Here is a 15,280-nt window from a genome sequence, read left to right on the forward strand (position 1 = left end):
CCGATCACCGCCTGTGGCAGTTTCACGCCAGACAATTAACATGATGTCCAGCCATATGTCGGAAATGTCGTAAAAATGGCGAGGTGGCATTCGTGGCCGCAATCTGACTTGCTAGGTTAGAAGACTCAGCCGTACAGGCCGCTCAGCTCGGCCCACGCGGTGTCATCGAAGAGGCCTGATCAGGCGTACTTTTGCAAGGGAAGCCGGAGGCGACGCTCGAATGGAGTGAGCCGCCGGATGTTCCACGCATGTGCACCCGAACCAGCCTCGACCCTGATCACGCCACGTCACCCGGAGAACCCACCTTGTCATTCGCATCTGGACAGACAGCATTGGTTGCCGTTTCTGTCGCCACCCTCTGGACGCGACCAGACGCACCGCACGATCATGATCGGCTTGCGTTGGGAACCCCGGCGGCCGTACGCGACTGGGTCTCAGGACTTACGCTGAGCAAACGCACCGACGGCCTCAACCATCGGGCTATAACCCAAACATGGCTTGGCAACGAGGTCACGGTCCTCGACACCGAAGACACGTGGGTACATATCGCGGACCCTAGCCAGCCTAGGAGCCCCGACTGCAAAGAAGGCATCAGCGGCTGGGTTCCTGGCACACAGTTGGTTAGCCCACTTCGCGAAGAACCAGTCGGCCCAATACATCTTGTCAATTCCACGGCCACCGCTGTCCGCGACGAGCCCGGCGGAGACGTCAAGATTCCCGGTGTCACGCTTGGCACGCGTCTGCGCATCGCCGGAGGCGATTACCGTGGCTGGGCTCCGGTTTTCCTACCTGGTCCGCAAGAACCAGGCTGGGTACCGCTGCGCGATCTCAGCTACGAGCCAGCTCCGACCAACCCAATGCCACTAGTCTCGGGTGGCTTCGACGCCGTCAAGGTCGGACACCAGCTAATGGAAGTTCCCTACCTCCACAGCGGCATTAGCGCCTATGGCCTCGACGCACCCGGTCTGGTGCATGTGATCTACCGCCAGCTGGGAGGAATCATTCCGCGTACGACCGACGGACTCCTTGAGGCTGGCACCGAGATTGACCTTGACGACGCCCAAAGCGGAGACCTGTTGTTCTTCGAACACGGGCAGAGCAAGCACCAGGTCTCCATTGTCGCCGAGGTTGACGGAACTGACCGGCCGACCGTACTCATGGCGTCGCCCATCTATGGCAAGGTCGTGCAGGAGCAGCTATCGGACTCCCAAATGGCCACAATCTCGGCTGTTCGCAGGCCCATACCCCAGCACTAACCAGTGTCTGCGCCTGTTGGCGCAGACACTGGCGTAACGCTTCGACGCCGCTGCGGCACTTCCAGGAGATTCACTAGTCCTCTTTGTGCCGCGCGGCAGGCCACCATGGGCATGACCGTGAGATTCGGAATCCAATTCGAAGGTTCCCAGACCCTCACCGCCGTTTAGCCTGCCACCAACAGCGGGCCTCTCCGCAGCGAAAACTGCGTCTCAGGGCGGGTCAGGACTGCTTGAGCGATTCCTTAACCAACTCGTTGTCCTCAACGAACAGGGATCGGAAATTCTCGCCGTTGCGGCGCAACTCCACCCAGTTAACCACCACCACGGCGGTCAAGACCCCAAAGATCACGCCAAGTGACAGCCAAGTGGGCACTTCTGGCACCCCTACCGGCTGCCCATTGTTGATAATCCCCAGCGTGTTTTCGTGCAGCCCGTGCAACACCAGCTTGACGCCGATCCATCCCAAAATGATCGACAGGCCCAAAGACAAGTGCTTCAGCTTCTCCAGCAGACCGGCTAGCACAAAGTACAGCTGCCGCAAGCCCATGAGCGCGAAGGCAGTCGCGGCGAACACCAAGTACGGTTCCTGCGTCAGGCCGAAAATCGCTGGAATCGAGTCTAGGGCGAACAAGATGTCAGTCGAGCCGATCGCGATCATCACCAGCACCAACGGTGTCAAGAAATAGCGCCCTTTTATACGCACCCACAGCTTCGTGCCGTGGTACTCCTGCGTGAACGGCAGACGTTTCTGAGCCTGCTTCATGAGCGCGTTAGGTTCAAAATCATTTGGCATGGCTCCTTGTTTGACCAGGTGCCAGGCCGTATAGGCCAAAATCACCCCGAATATCAAGAAGACCCAGCTGAAGTGACTGATGAGCACCGCGCCTACGGCGATAAAGCCCGAACGGAACACGATGGCCAGGACGATCCCCACCATGAGCACCATCTGTTGCAAGTGCTTGGGGACGAGGAATGCCTGCATGATCAGCAGGAAGACGAACAAGTTGTCGACTGAGAGCGCCTTTTCGGTGACGTATCCCGCCACAAATTCACCGGCGTAGGTCGCCGAGGACAGGAAGAACAGACCGATAGCGAAGATAAATGCGGCCGCGATATAGACGAGCGACCACGTACCAGCTTCTTTGAGTGAAGGGGAATGTGGTTTACGAACGACGTGGATGAGGTCTGCGACCACCACAGCGCCGAGAATGCCCACAGTGACGACCCACACCCAAAATGGGAGATCCAATGCCGTGCCTCTTTCGGTTCACCAGAGTGCTAGCTGGTCTCTCCCGGCCCAACGCATGCTCGACCAAATCCCCTCGGGGACTTGGTTGGAGGTGCTGCAGTTAGACCCAATCCCACCGAAGGTGCTCATTCACACCTTGTGCTGACGATAGGACTGCCAGTGTCGATTGACGACACCTAGGGATACTCCCCATATGATGACTGGTCTCTCAACAGTATGCACTATCCAATTGTCTCTGTCTGCTGTCGGGAAAGTTACTTTCCACACGTGTCCTAGATCTCTATGCGCTACGGTTCTCTTCTCTCCTTAAACGGACACGGAAAGCTGTAGCTGTGGTTTTGGAAATAGCGCACATCACCGTCACCGAAGGTCGCGAAGACGAGTTCTCCGAGGCCTATCGGTCGGCCAGGAAGTTCGTATCGACGACCCCCGGATGCCTCTCCATGCGCATGACGCGTGGGATCGAGTCGCCGCAATCCTTCTATCTACTCATCGAATGGGAATCTGTCGCCGCCCATGAGGTCGGTTTCCGCCAGTCTGAGCGGTTCGACCAGTGGCGCGGAGCCATCGGCGAGTTTTTCGCTGTTCCCCCGACAGTTGAGCACTTCGAAGACATCGGCGAGAGCTCCGCCTAGTCACTGGGCTTCCACCAGCCAGTACGCTCAACGCAGCGGGCCTGCGCGTGAACGCACCACTGCGCAAAGGTGGCTTGCCCAGCCCAATACCGAGTAGTCGCGCATCGAGCTGGGCGACGAAACCATCAAACCTGCCGGGCCCATTCAAGGCCGTGCCCGCAGGCTGAGCCTACTCGCCGTCCACCGCTCGGCTGATCTGTCGCAGCTCCTTTTTCAACTCCGCAATCTCGTCGCGGTAGGCGGCCGCAACCTCAAAGCGCAATTCTCGCGCCGCCGCCAGCATCTGCTCGTTACGTTCCTCCAGCTGCCGCAGAATCTCCTCACGCATCTTCGAGGAGCCCTCGGCACCCTTCTTCGCCGCCTTAGAAACGGCCTTACCGTCACGCTTGGCTTCTTGTTCGGCCGCCGCAAGCGCTTCGGTGTCTTCCGCCTCCTCATAGAGGTCGGCCACGATGTCACCGATGCGTTTGCGCAATGGGGTCGGGTCGATGCCGTGCTCGGCGTTGTAGGCCAGCTGCTTGTCACGACGCCTTTCGGTCTCATCGAGGGCCGAGCGCATCGAGTCTGTGATGTGGTCGGCGTACATCAACACGGTGCCGGACACGTTTCGGGCCGCTCGACCAATTGTCTGAATCAATGACGTTGACGAACGGAGGAACCCTTCCTTGTCCGCATCGAGGATTGCCACCAAAGAGACCTCGGGTAGGTCCAGACCCTCCCGCAAAAGGTTGATACCGACTAGCACGTCGTACTCGCCACTGCGCAGTTCTCGCAGCAGCTCCACCCGCCGCAGCGTCTCCACCTCTGAATGCAGGTAACGTACCCGAATTCCGTTGTCGAGGAAATAATCGGTCAGGTCCTCGGCCATCTTCTTGGTCAACGTCGTGACCAGCACCCGTTCGTTCTTGTTCGCCCGTTCGGTGATCTCGGCCATGAGGTCGTCGATCTGACCGGTGGTCGGCCTCACCTCCACCTGCGGATCAACCAATCCCGTAGGTCGAATGATCTGTTCTACGTACTGGCCGCCAGCCTGCTCTAGCTCCCATTTCTGCGGAGTGGCGGACAGATATACAGTCTGCCCCACACGCTCACGAAACTCCGGGAACTTCAGCGGGCGGTTGTCCGCGGCCGACGGCAACCGAAATCCATGCTCGATGAGGTTGCGTTTGCGCGAGGCATCGCCTTCGTACATGCCACCAATCTGCGAAACGGTCACATGCGACTCATCGATGATGGTGAGGAAGTCCGAGGGGAAGTAATCCAGCAACGTGTGCGGGGGGCTGCCTGGCGGGCGCCCATCGATATGCCGCGAGTAGTTCTCGATCCCCGAACAGCTGCCCATCTGTTTCATGTTTTCCAGATCAAATGTCGTACGCATCCGCAGCCGCTGGGCCTCGAGCAATTTGTTCTGACCCTCCAGCTGAGCTAGGCGCTCTTCGAGTTCCTCTTCGATGGTGACCATCGCGCGTTCCATGCGTTCGTTGCCGATCGCATAGTGGCTGCCGGGAAAAATCACAACCCGGTCGGTTTCGGTGACCACGTCGCCGGTCAGCGGGTTGAGGAAGTAGAGCCGTTCGACTTCGTCACCGAACATCTCAATGCGAATTGCCAGCTCTTCATAGGCGGGGATGATCTCGATCGTATCGCCGCGTACCCGGAAGGTGCCGCGTTGGAACGCGTAGTCGTTGCGGTCATATTGTGTGTCGACTAGACGACGTAGCAGCTTGTTGCGGTCCCATTCCTGCCCAACAGACACCTCTGTGGCCGCAGCCAAGTACTCCGCGGGCGTCGCCAAACCGTAGATGGCAGAGACGGTCGCCACCACCACTACGTCACGCCTGGTCAATAGGGAATAGGTGGCACGGTGCCGCAAGCGCTCGACTTCTTCGTTGATTGACGAATCCTTCTCGATGAAGGTGTCGGTCTGGGCGACGTAGGCCTCTGGCTGGTAGTAGTCGTAGTAGGAGACGTAGTACTCCACTGCGTTGTTCGGCAGCAGTTCCCGGAACTCTTTGGCCAACTGCGCGGCGAGAGTCTTATTGTGGGCCATGATGAGGGCCGGGCGTTGTAGTTTTTCAATCAGCCACGCTGAGGTGGCACTCTTGCCGGTACCGGTCGCGCCCAGCAACACCACATCGCGCTCACCCCGGTTGATCCTTTCGGTCAACTCCGCGATCGCATTCGGCTGGTCTCCGGAGGGCGAGTACTCACTGACTACTTCAAACGTGCCGTCGGCTCTAGGTATATCGAAGCTCACGTCTCTTACCGTACGCCGCGAGTACGACAATTGCAGAGACAAGCGCCCCACTCCTAGCTGAGCCGACCGGTACATGACACATTCGCTTCCCCCAATCCAGTTACCTGTCTGAAACTGTCTCGTTATGCCCCATGTGAGTAATTCTGCACCCACTTGGAAACGCGCAACCGTCTGGTCAATGGCCGCCCTTCTGGTCATCGGCGGAGTGTCGTTTGGAGCTGCCGCCTGTGGGCTGGGCCCCGACGACGAATCCGCCCGCGACCTCACCCACGAGGAAGCCATCCGCCTAGCCAGTGTGCGGCAAACGAACGCCGAGGCCGACCCGACCGCTGTGCAGATCAGTATTCCCGCAGGCGAGCAATCCCATCGCATCAACGGATACATCGACTGGTCAGGGCCAATTCTCTATGCTTCTCTTCCGCCGATGGGCCAGCGGGAGTCGGGCCAATTCGTGCAAGTGATACCGGGCTTGGTAGCCACGCGCGAAGCCGATGACGATGCCGAGCTCGATCCGGCGAACATTCCCGCCGACGGCTGGTCAATCCGCCATATGATGTCCGGGCAGTCCGAACGGTCCGACCCATATCAAGATCAGTTCGACATCATCACCTCGGCGGTGTTCTCGCTCCAATCACGCCAGGCCGATGACGCCCGGTGGCTCCAGGAACAGTCAACCTGGCAAGAGTCCGCGGCGATCGATGGAGTGGAAGTCGACGTGTTCCGCGCACCGGTCATGCAGGACCAGGCCACGGGCGAGATCGACATCCTCGACGACGAACCCGGAGTCGAGGGCGAGGACGCCGACCAGGTTGAGGGCCCCCCGGCCGCCGGTGATGAGGCGGAAGGATCGGGAGGGGAAGAATCCACCGCGGACTCCGAGGGCTACAACGACGATCCCTCCGAGAGGGGCTCAACAGGGGCCGAAGCACTTTATTCCGTCGACGAACATGGGAAGCTGCACCGTTTTCAGGTCAATCCTGGAGGAATAGGGCTCGCCACCGTCGATTTCAAGCACACTCAGAACACCGTCATCGAACGTATCGAGTTGATCGACCTGTTCGGAGGAGCCCGGATCGATCCCGAACAAGTCGAAGAGGACTTCGCCGAAACGTTGGCAGGGATGCGGCACCGCAATTTCCAGACCATCAGCTCCGTGGAAATGGTCATACCTCAGGAAGACGGCAGCATGCTGTCAGGCTCAGGAGTCATTGACTGGAACACTTTCTCCGGATTCTTCCACCTGAGCGACGAAAGCGACCCCACCTTGTACTTGACCCGGCCCATGGGTCTCGCTCGGCAGGCCACCGACGAGCCGGAGCTACCGCAAGCCGTTCCGCAAGAGGGGTGGGACATGAGGACTTGGCTCGACATTCAGGAGAGTCAAGAGCTGGGAACCAACGAAATGATTTTCTATCGACTCCTCGAAATGGCCTCGGACCAGCTAGACGATGTCGGGCACGTGCACGAAAACTCGTACCTGCTGCGCATGGACACCGATGTGGACGACCGGCCCCTGGCAGTGGTGGAGTACCCCATGCAGGGCGATGCGGCATCCGAACCCGGGGCCGCCTCCTTCCGGTATCACGTCGGTGAGGATGGTTTCCTTCACAAGCTGGAGTTCTTGACTGAAATGGGCGTGGCAAACGTGGAATTTGCCCACGACGATGCCGAAGGTTTCGATATCCCTTGGGAAGTGACCAGTGAGATCGGCTAGCGCGCTATGATCGTCGCGGTCTAGAAAGCCGGTGTGGGGATGGAGAAACAGTCGACTGTTTCTCCATCCCCACACCGGCTTAGTTCAATGACCGCTAATGCCACCTCGGCGCTAGCCAGTGGTCAGCACAGTGGCGGCCTCCACCCAGTCTTGGCGGCCCACTCATGAGCCCCTGGCCAACCGAACTGTCCAAACCACGGTTCCTTCGCTCCCACATACTCTGTGGTGGACTCGTTGTTGGCGGCGGCTCGTTCCTTGATTTCCGCATAGGCGTTACGTGACTCGATGTCATCTCGCAACCAGTCGCGGAACATCAGCGCGTAGCGCTGACCTGGAGTCCCTACCTGGCGCATGTGAATGTGCGTGATGTTGCCTGGGTCTATCGACCCGTACAGGCGTTTCTCCCACTGGCTCTGTTCTGGAAACTCGGGTTTCGGCTCGTCAAACATTGTTCGCCCGAAAAAGCCAGCTCCGTTGAGTTGTGATTCCAGGGAATCCACAACCGACAAACGTAGAACTGTCACCTGGACATCGATCACGTCCTTGGCCTTGAGGCCCCAGATCGCGGTTGATCCAGTATGGTCAATACGCAAAGCATTGGGCCCCATCGCATATCGAAGGCGCGCCGCAATCCGTTCGAAGCGATGCGCCCACTCTGGATCGGGCTCCACCAGCTGCAGCTTCTCGGGCCGGGTCGCGGCACGCCGCAGACGCAAATTCTCCGAGGCCGGTTCGATCCGTTCGGTCCACAGCCGCCGCAACTCGGCACGCAAGTGATCGACGTCGCCACTGTTCTCTATCACCACGTCGCAAGCCTCGCGCCGCTGTCGGTCCGACGCTTGGGCGTTGATGCGCCTTTGTGCGTCCTCGGCAGCCATCCCTCGCTCAGCCAGACGCTGCAGACGCAGTACATGTGGAGCCTCGACATCGATGACTAGGTGAAAATGCGGAGCGCTGCGCGTCTCCACCAGCAAGGGGATATCTTCAACCACAATGGTGTCTTCGCTTTGGCGTTGCACAAGTTCATTCGCACGCTCGCGCACGAGAGGATGAATGATCGCCTCTAGCTGCGCCCGAGCCACGTCGTCGCCGAATACGCGCTGGGCTAGCGCCTTGCGATCAAGTGAACCCTCCTCGGTGAGGATGCCACGGCCAAAGTGTCGGATCACTTTTGCCAGGCCATCAGATCCAGGGGCCACCACCTCATGTGCCAGACGATCGGCATCGACAACGAAAGCTCCGAATTCGGCCAATATGGTGGCAACCGTGGATTTTCCCGCGCCGATGCCACCGGTCAGTCCAACTTTAAGCATTCTTATAGTTTCGCAAATGCACATTCGTCCCAACGCAACAACCCTGCACCAATCGGCAACGTGTCGCTGAATTGTTCCCAAACGAGTGACCTCATACCGACTTGTGGGCATGAAACTGGCCCCACACCATGCGGTGTGGGGCCAGTTGACGTTGCAAAGACTTCGCCACTATGGCAATCAGTCAATCAACCACGTACCGACGAGTCGCCTCGCCTGGAACTTAGTTACCAGCTAGCTTCTCACGCAGTGCCGCGAGAGCCTCGTCAGTGGCCAGGGTGCCCGAGGGCTCCTGCGGAGCCTCGGACTTCTTCTTGCTGGCCTTCTTCTCCTCGCCACTAGAGCTCGAGGACGAGCCGCCGTCGCTGTCATCGCCTTCGGAGCTGACGGGCTTAGCCGGCGGCTCGGAGATGACCTGCTCGGAGATTTGCTTGCCGTGTTCTTCCCAACGGGCACGGGCGTCGGCGTACTGACGCTCCCACTCTTCGCGAGCTTCGTCGAAGCCTTCCATCCATTCGCCGGTGTCGGGGTCGAACCCGTCCGGGTAGATGTAATTGCCCTGGTCGTCGTACTGAGCGGCCATGCCGTACAGCGTCGGGTCGAACTGCTCTTCGGCCTCAACATACGCTTCGTTGGCCTGCTTGAGCGACAAGGAGATACGGCGACGGTCCAGGTCAATGTCGATGACCTTCACCATGCACTCGCTGCCGACCTTGACGACCTGCTCGGGCACCTCCACGTGGCGCTCGGCCAACTCGGAGATGTGCACGAGGCCTTCGATACCATCCTCGACGCGCACGAACGCACCGAAGGGAACCAGCTTGGTGACCTTGCCTGGAACAATCTGGCCGATGGCGTGGGTACGAGCGAACTGACGCCACGGGTCTTCCTGGGTGGCCTTGAGAGACAGCGAGACGCGCTCGCGTTCCAAGTCGACCTCGAGAACTTCAACCTCAACGGGCTGGCCGACTTCGACGACCTCGTTGGGGTGGTCGATGTGCTTCCAGGACAGCTCGGAAACGTGGACCAGACCGTCCACGCCGCCCAGGTCAACGAACGCACCGAAGTTGACGATCGAGGACACGACACCCTTGCGCACCTGGCCCTTGGCGAGCTGGTGCAGGAACTCGGTGCGGACCTCGGACTGGGTCTGCTCCAGCCAAGCACGACGAGACAGGACCACGTTGTTGCGGTTCTTGTCCAGTTCGATGATCTTGGCTTCGAGTTCCCGGCCCACATACGGCTGCAGGTCGCGAACGCGGCGCATCTCCACCAGCGAGGCGGGCAGGAAGCCACGGAGGCCGATGTCGAGGATGAGGCCACCCTTGACCACTTCGATGACGGAGCCACGTACGACGCCGTCCTCTTCGCGGATCTTTTCGATGGTGCCCCAGGCGCGCTCGTACTGGGCGCGCTTCTTCGACAGGATCAGGCGGCCTTCTTTGTCTTCTTTCTGAAGAACCAAGGCCTCAACGTGGTCGCCCACGGCAACAACGTCGCTGGGGTCGACATCGTGTTTGATCGACAGTTCGCGCGAGGGGATGACACCCTCGGTCTTGTAGCCGATGTCGAGAAGGACTTCGTCCCGATCGACCTTGACGACGGTACCTTCTACGATATCGCCGTCGTTAAAGTATTTGATCGTCGCGTCAATCGCGGCAAGGAGATCCTCGTCAGAGGAAAATTCGTCAACCTTGGTGCTATTCTCAGCGGCGTTGCTCGAGGTGGCCTCGATGCTGCTCGTCATGTGGGCTGGTGCTCCGGATACGTTCGTTATGTCAACTCGCGTCCGCGCCGCGTGCACGGCCGCGAATGCTCGTCAGAATCTGGTCTGAGTCGCCCTGCCAGACTTCCATCACTCGATCCGCGTGGATGGACTTCGTCCATCCACGGTGTCGGAAGCGATGAGCCGCCAAATTCACGTTCCAGCTAGTTTCTCGATCCAGCCACAGCCTAAGCCTGGTACGAAACAATGTTTTTGCTGCTTAAACGCCTAGCATGTGACCTGCTCCCTTCCGAGGTCACAGGCATAACTCACACCATGTTCAAGGTTACCCTGCGCGATATCACCAATGCCAGTGGCATTGCGCATCGGTGTCTGGGCCCACGCAAAAACGTGACCGAACAGCTGGTCGGAGGTGGGTCGGCGAGGCCGACCTTTTCGAAGAGAGGAACTTCACATCAGCACGCCCAGGTAATCCGAGCAGTTACACAAGGCTGTGATTTCGATAAGCGTCTCTCGTGCCGTATCTCCTCACCCATGGCAGGCATGGGCCAGCGGTGGAACTGGGTACCGGCCCGTCCTGGTGTACCTCAGTGGGCTGCTTCATCCCAGGTACGACCGTAGCCAGCAGACACCGCAAGCGGAACCGACAGCTCACCTGCCGCGCCCATCGCATCGCTGACAACTTGTTCCAGCTGCTCGCGCTCCCCCTTGGCCACCTCAATCACCAATTCATCGTGTACCTGTAGCAATACCCGAGAATCGAGCTTGCGTGATTCCAGCTCACGATCCACCTTCAACATGGCGACCTTCATTATGTCGGCGGCCGTGCCCTGGATAGGCGCGTTGAGAGCCGCTCTCTCCGCCATTTCCCGACGTTGCCGGTTGTCCGACATCAATTCTGGAAAGTAGCGTCGCCGCCCCATCATGGTCTCGGTATAGCCGTCATGACGTGCCTTTTCCACGACTCTGTGCAAGTAGTCACGCACGCCCCCGAACCGTTCGAAATAGGTCTCGGTCAGTTGGCGGGCCTCCTCGGCCGAGATACCCAATTGTTGGCTGAGTCCATAGGGCGACAGGCCGTAGGCCAAGCCATAGGACATCGCCTTGATGCGGCGACGTTGCTCGGCGGAGACTTCATTTGTCGGCACTGAGAACACGGCGGCGGCCACCGTCGAATGCAGATCCTCGCCAGTGCGGAATGCGTCGATCAGACCCTCGTCTTGCGATAGATGCGCCATAATCCGCATCTCGATCTGTGAATAGTCAATGGTCATGAGCGTGTCATAACCAGAGCCGACGACGAAGCCATCGCGAATGTCACGCCCAGCCTGGCTTCGCACGGGAACATTTTGCAAGTTGGGATCAATGGAGGAGAGCCTCCCCGTGGCCGCGACAGTCTGATGGAACGTGGTGTGGATGCGTCCATCGCTTTGGATGGTGCCACGCAGCCCCGCCACGATCTGCTTGAGTTTCTCGGAGTCACGGAAACGCAGCAATTGTTCCAGCGACGGATGACCGGTCTTGGCGAACAATTGTTGCAGCGCCTCGGCGTCTGTGGTGTAGCCAGTCTTGGTGCGCTTGGTCTTGGGCATACCGAGATCCTCAAACAACACCTGCTGCAATTGTTTGGGCGAACGAAGGTTGAACTGCTTGCCGACAATGCGATAGACCTCGTCGGTGGCCTCCTTGGCAAGAGTGGAGAAACGGTCCTCCAGGCCTGAGAAGTGGTCGTCGTCAGCGGCGATGCCGACCGTCTCCATGTTCGCCAACACGACCCCTACCGGGTATTCCAGCGTGGAGGCCAGCTTCGAGACATGACGTTCTTCCAGTGCCTTGCGCAGTTCAACGGCCAGCTCCGCGATAGCCGCGGCAGCGGCGCAGTCGGCGGCCAAAAGAACCCGCGTATCGCTCCCGGCCTCGTCAAGGCCCGCTAGCGTGCCCTCTTCGGCCGTGGCTGCTTGATGCTCATCCAGTGTCCGTCCCAAATACTGCTGACATAGGTCGGACAACTCATATCCGCGCTGTTCGGGCCGAACCAAATAAGCCGCGAGCAATGTGTCGCACTCCATGCCCTCCACGCGCGGCCATCCGACCGAAGCGGCACCCCACAAGAAGTGTTTGAGGTTGTGCAACACCTTCGGTCGCGCGCAGTCAGCCAACCATGTAGCCCACGCGGACTCGTCGTCCTCATTGAGCTGCGAGGGTTCGAACCACAGCGCTTCGGATCCCGCCGCCAGCGCCACCGCCTCGATCTCGCCACCGCCAGCGGCGAACGTGCCACGATAGGCGATGCCAATCGGGCCCGTGGCGTGGTCGTCAAACCACTGGCCAAGGTTTCCTGGTTCCAGAGCCACAGCGGATAGGTCGAGAACGTCCTCGGGCTCGGTCACAATGCCGTCGCCTAGGGAAAACTCCGAGAGCTGCCGGTTGAGTCTCTCCCCCAGGCCTCGAAATTCGAGAGTGTCGAACAGGGAGTTCGTGGCCTCCTGAGACCAGCCTTGCCACGTCACGTCCGCGAGGTCACGGTCGAGATCGACGTCATCGAGGAGGCGGTTGAGATCGTAATTGCGGCGTACGTCGTCTAGGTGGTCACGAAAGCTTTGTCCGACCTTGCCGCCGATGGAGTCGGCGGAGTCGATGATCTGTTCTAGGCTGCCGTACTTGTTTATCCACTTGGCGGCCGTCTTTCCGCCGACTCCGGGCACTCCGGAAAGGTTGTCGGATTTCTCCCCAACCAAAGCCGCAAGATCGCGATATCGGTCGGGCCTGACCAGATACTTCTCTTCGACGGACTCGGGCGTATAGCGCTTGAGTTCGGTGACGCCTTTGACGGGGTAGAGCAGGGTGGTGGTGTCGTTGACCAGTTGGATCGCGTCGCGGTCGCCTGAGGAAATCAGCGTTTCCCAGCCCTGTCGTTGAGCGTGGGCGGCGAGGGTGGCGATGATGTCGTCAGCCTCGTAGGTGGCCTTTTCGATCCAGCAGATGTTGAACGCGTCGAGCAGTTCCTTGATCAGCGGGATCTGGCTCTTGAATTCCTGTGGGGTCTCGTCACGCCCTGCTTTGTAGTCGGCGTATTTCTCGGTGCGGAAGGTGTGGCGGGAAACGTCGAATGCCACAGCCACGTGGGTGGGTCTTTCCTCGCGCAGAAGTCCAATGAGCATCGAGGCGAAGCCATAGATGGCATTGGTGGTTTGCCCGGTGGAGGTCGAGAAGTTCTCCGCCGGTAGTGCGAAGAACGCCCGGAAGGCCATGGAGTGGCCGTCGATCAGCAGCAGTCGAGTTTTTTGGGAAGCCATCACTCCTTGAGCTTATCGGCGGAGTATGACAAAAGCGTGGGTGGCCACGCTTCGCGTGGCCACCCGAGTCGTCTATGGGGGTTGATGCCCGTGGTCGGCTATTCGCTGGCTTCCTTCGCGTCGGCCTCGTCGACAATGCGTTGAGCGACGTCCTTCATTGACAGGCGATGGTCCATCGCGGCACGTTGGATCCAACGGAAGGCATCGGGCTCGGCCATGCCGTATTGAGTCATGAGGAGGCCCTTGGCACGGTCGACCAGTTTGCGTACTTCAAGACGATCGGTGAGGTTCTCAACCTCTTTTTCCAGGGCCACCATTTCCTGGAAGCGAGTGAGCGACAGCTCGATAGCCGGCACCAGGTCGCTCTTTTGGAACGGCTTCACCAGGTAGGCCATCGCTCCGGCGCTCTGGGCGCGGGCGATGAGATCCCGCTGGCTGAACGCGGTCAGGATGACCACGGGGGCGATGCGAGCGGAGACAATCTTCTCCGCTGCTTGCAGGCCGTCCATGATCGGCATTTGAATGTCACAGATCACCAGGTCGGGTTCGTGTTCCGTGGCCAGCTGGACGGCGGCTTCGCCGTCCGCCGCTTCGGCGACCACGTCGTATCCCTCTTCGGTGAGCATCTCGGCCAAGTCGAGGCGGATCAGGCCTTCGTCCTCGGCGATGAGCACCCGCTTGCGCGGGACCTCAGCCTTGCTCATGTTCGCTTGTCCCTTTCCTACCCGGGTGTCGAGTTGGACCGTGAGTTTAGTTCCGGCTCACCTTGCGTGTAAGAGTAACCGGTCAGTACCCGCCCGGTCATGGGGCTATCGCCTCCCTCACGATTTTCCTGCGCTGGTGTGGTGTGACGCCCGTTGAGAGCGCTAGTCCTCCTGCATTGCCTCTTGCATGGGTCGGGGTAGATGAGTACGCAGGAACTCGCACGACATACGCCAGGCTTCGGCGCGAGCTTCCGTGTTGCGTTCGGGAGTGCCGCCTAGTTCGAAGATGACGCCCGGGCCAGGGCTGGTGGTCGACGTCTGGGGCTGAGCACCGGGTGGTCCGGCGACGGAATGGCCAGCGCCAGCTAGGACAATGTGGTCAAACGGATAGGGGTGTTCGTGTTCGCGTAGTCGTTCATACGCGACTTGGGAGTAGCTCACCGAGTCCCACATCTGGTCGTCCTCGGCACTGATGAGCAGCACCGCCCCCCGAATCCATTCGACGGAAATGGCCACCTGTTCCAGGTGGTCTGGGTCAAGGGGAACCTCAGGGAAGACATCACGCAGCGGGATGGGCACTTTCAAGTCAATGCGATGGCTAAGATCCTCCGGCGGCGAATAGGGCAGATAGGTGATGGCCTGCCCTTGTTCTGTCCACGAGTTGGTCCCGGCGCGCACGATGTCGTCCAGCCGCCCCTGGTAGTAGTCGATTCCCTCGGTGACAATGCCGCTACCAACCACGCTGACAACAGCGCCGATTCGGCTGTCTCGGCTGGCGTAGAGCAGCGAAGCCTCGCCGCCACGAGAGCCACCGAGCAGGCCGATCGAGCCTGCCGCGAAGCCCTGTTCCTCAAGAAAGGTCACAGCTTCGGAGAAGTACTCCAAAGGGATGTCCTTGAGAACTGGTGGCCTGTCCCCCGCGGCGAAGTATGCCAACGCTAGGGCGGTGAACCCTGCTTCGGCCAAAGCCGCGGCGTCACGTTCGTGCATGCCGCCTTCAGAACCGCCCAGCATGATGACCGCCGCGTCGGATTCAATGTCGGTGGGGCGACACAACACTCCGGTGAGCCCGTATTCGCGCAACGTTTCGCGATCCGATTCGATACTCATGTTGTTCACCGTAGACGGTCTCT

General features: G+C 59.7%; 10 protein-coding genes. 3 read left to right on the forward strand and 7 right to left on the reverse strand.

From position 1 onward, the window contains the following. Positions 1 to 248: 248 nt before the first annotated feature. Positions 249 to 1,256, forward strand: a complete 1,008-nt coding sequence (locus JQS30_RS08875; protein ID WP_213169933.1) for a C40 family peptidase — start codon at positions 249 to 251, stop codon at positions 1,254 to 1,256. 220 nt (positions 1,257 to 1,476) lie between these two features. Here the strand turns inward: JQS30_RS08875 and JQS30_RS08880 are convergent, their stop codons facing one another. After that, on the reverse strand, positions 1,477 to 2,505 hold the full coding sequence (locus tag JQS30_RS08880; protein ID WP_213169934.1) for a TerC/Alx family metal homeostasis membrane protein: 1,029 nt from the start codon (positions 2,503 to 2,505) through the stop codon (positions 1,477 to 1,479). Between the two features lie 332 nt (positions 2,506 to 2,837). Between JQS30_RS08880 and JQS30_RS08885 the strand changes: the two genes are divergently transcribed. Beyond that, a complete protein-coding gene (locus JQS30_RS08885) occupies positions 2,838 to 3,140 on the forward strand; it encodes an antibiotic biosynthesis monooxygenase family protein (RefSeq protein WP_213169935.1) in 303 nt (100 codons plus the stop codon). Positions 3,141 to 3,309: 169 nt separating this feature from the next. Here JQS30_RS08885 and uvrB read toward each other — a convergent pair whose 3' ends face one another. Next, positions 3,310 to 5,679: an excinuclease ABC subunit UvrB gene (gene uvrB / locus JQS30_RS08890; RefSeq protein ID WP_425498819.1), complete on the reverse strand. Its 2,370-nt coding sequence runs from the start codon at positions 5,677 to 5,679 to the stop codon at positions 3,310 to 3,312. On the opposite strand from uvrB, the gene JQS30_RS08895 reads away from it, so the two are divergent. Then, a complete protein-coding gene (locus tag JQS30_RS08895) occupies positions 5,576 to 7,111 on the forward strand; it encodes a hypothetical protein (protein ID WP_213169937.1) in 1,536 nt (511 codons plus the stop codon). The genes uvrB and JQS30_RS08895 overlap by 104 nt on opposite strands. 122 nt (positions 7,112 to 7,233) lie before the next feature. On the opposite strand, the gene coaE is transcribed toward JQS30_RS08895, so the two are convergent. The 5 genes from coaE to JQS30_RS08920 all read right to left on the reverse strand — a co-directional run bounded on the left by coaE (position 7,234) and on the right by JQS30_RS08920 (position 15,257). Then, on the reverse strand, positions 7,234 to 8,424 hold the full coding sequence (gene coaE / locus JQS30_RS08900; protein WP_213169938.1) for a dephospho-CoA kinase: 1,191 nt from the start codon (positions 8,422 to 8,424) through the stop codon (positions 7,234 to 7,236). A 220-nt stretch (positions 8,425 to 8,644) separates the two neighbouring features. After that, positions 8,645 to 10,168, reverse strand: coding sequence for a 30S ribosomal protein S1 (rpsA, locus tag JQS30_RS08905; RefSeq protein ID WP_213169939.1), 1,524 nt, complete (start codon positions 10,166 to 10,168; stop codon positions 8,645 to 8,647). Positions 10,169 to 10,734: 566 nt separating this feature from the next. Further along, positions 10,735 to 13,443: a DNA polymerase I gene (polA, locus tag JQS30_RS08910; protein ID WP_213169940.1), complete on the reverse strand. Its 2,709-nt coding sequence runs from the start codon at positions 13,441 to 13,443 to the stop codon at positions 10,735 to 10,737. 98 nt (positions 13,444 to 13,541) lie between these two features. Beyond that, positions 13,542 to 14,147 (reverse strand): ANTAR domain-containing response regulator, encoded by a 606-nt coding sequence (locus tag JQS30_RS08915; protein ID WP_213169941.1) that lies wholly within the window; start codon positions 14,145 to 14,147, stop codon positions 13,542 to 13,544. Between the two features lie 162 nt (positions 14,148 to 14,309). Further along, positions 14,310 to 15,257 carry an acyl-CoA thioester hydrolase/BAAT C-terminal domain-containing protein gene (locus JQS30_RS08920; protein WP_213169942.1) on the reverse strand — a complete coding sequence of 316 codons (948 nt, stop codon included), beginning with the start codon at positions 15,255 to 15,257 and terminating at the stop codon, positions 14,310 to 14,312. Positions 15,258 to 15,280 lie beyond the last annotated feature (23 nt).

Origin of the sequence: Natronoglycomyces albus, assembly GCF_016925535.1 — a bacterium.
Taxonomy (GTDB): Bacteria; Actinomycetota; Actinomycetes; order Mycobacteriales; family Micromonosporaceae; genus Natronoglycomyces; species Natronoglycomyces albus.

Excerpts from the sequence above, each read along its gene's own strand:
- JQS30_RS08915 (WP_213169941.1), bottom strand. The coding sequence starts at position 14,147 with ATGAGCAAGGCTGAGGTCCCGCGCAAGCGGGTGCTCATCGCCGAGGAC.
- JQS30_RS08875 (WP_213169933.1), top strand. The coding sequence starts at position 249 with ATGTGCACCCGAACCAGCCTCGACCCTGATCACGCCACGTCACCCGGA.
- uvrB (WP_425498819.1), bottom strand. The coding sequence starts at position 5,679 with ATGGCTTCCTCGTGGGTGAGGTCGCGGGCGGATTCGTCGTCGGGGCCC.
- polA (WP_213169940.1), bottom strand. The coding sequence starts at position 13,443 with ATGGCTTCCCAAAAAACTCGACTGCTGCTGATCGACGGCCACTCCATG.
- coaE (WP_213169938.1), bottom strand. The coding sequence starts at position 8,424 with ATGCTTAAAGTTGGACTGACCGGTGGCATCGGCGCGGGAAAATCCACG.
- JQS30_RS08920 (WP_213169942.1), bottom strand. The coding sequence starts at position 15,257 with ATGAGTATCGAATCGGATCGCGAAACGTTGCGCGAATACGGGCTCACC.
- rpsA (WP_213169939.1), bottom strand. The coding sequence starts at position 10,168 with ATGACGAGCAGCATCGAGGCCACCTCGAGCAACGCCGCTGAGAATAGC.
- JQS30_RS08895 (WP_213169937.1), top strand. The coding sequence starts at position 5,576 with ATGGCCGCCCTTCTGGTCATCGGCGGAGTGTCGTTTGGAGCTGCCGCC.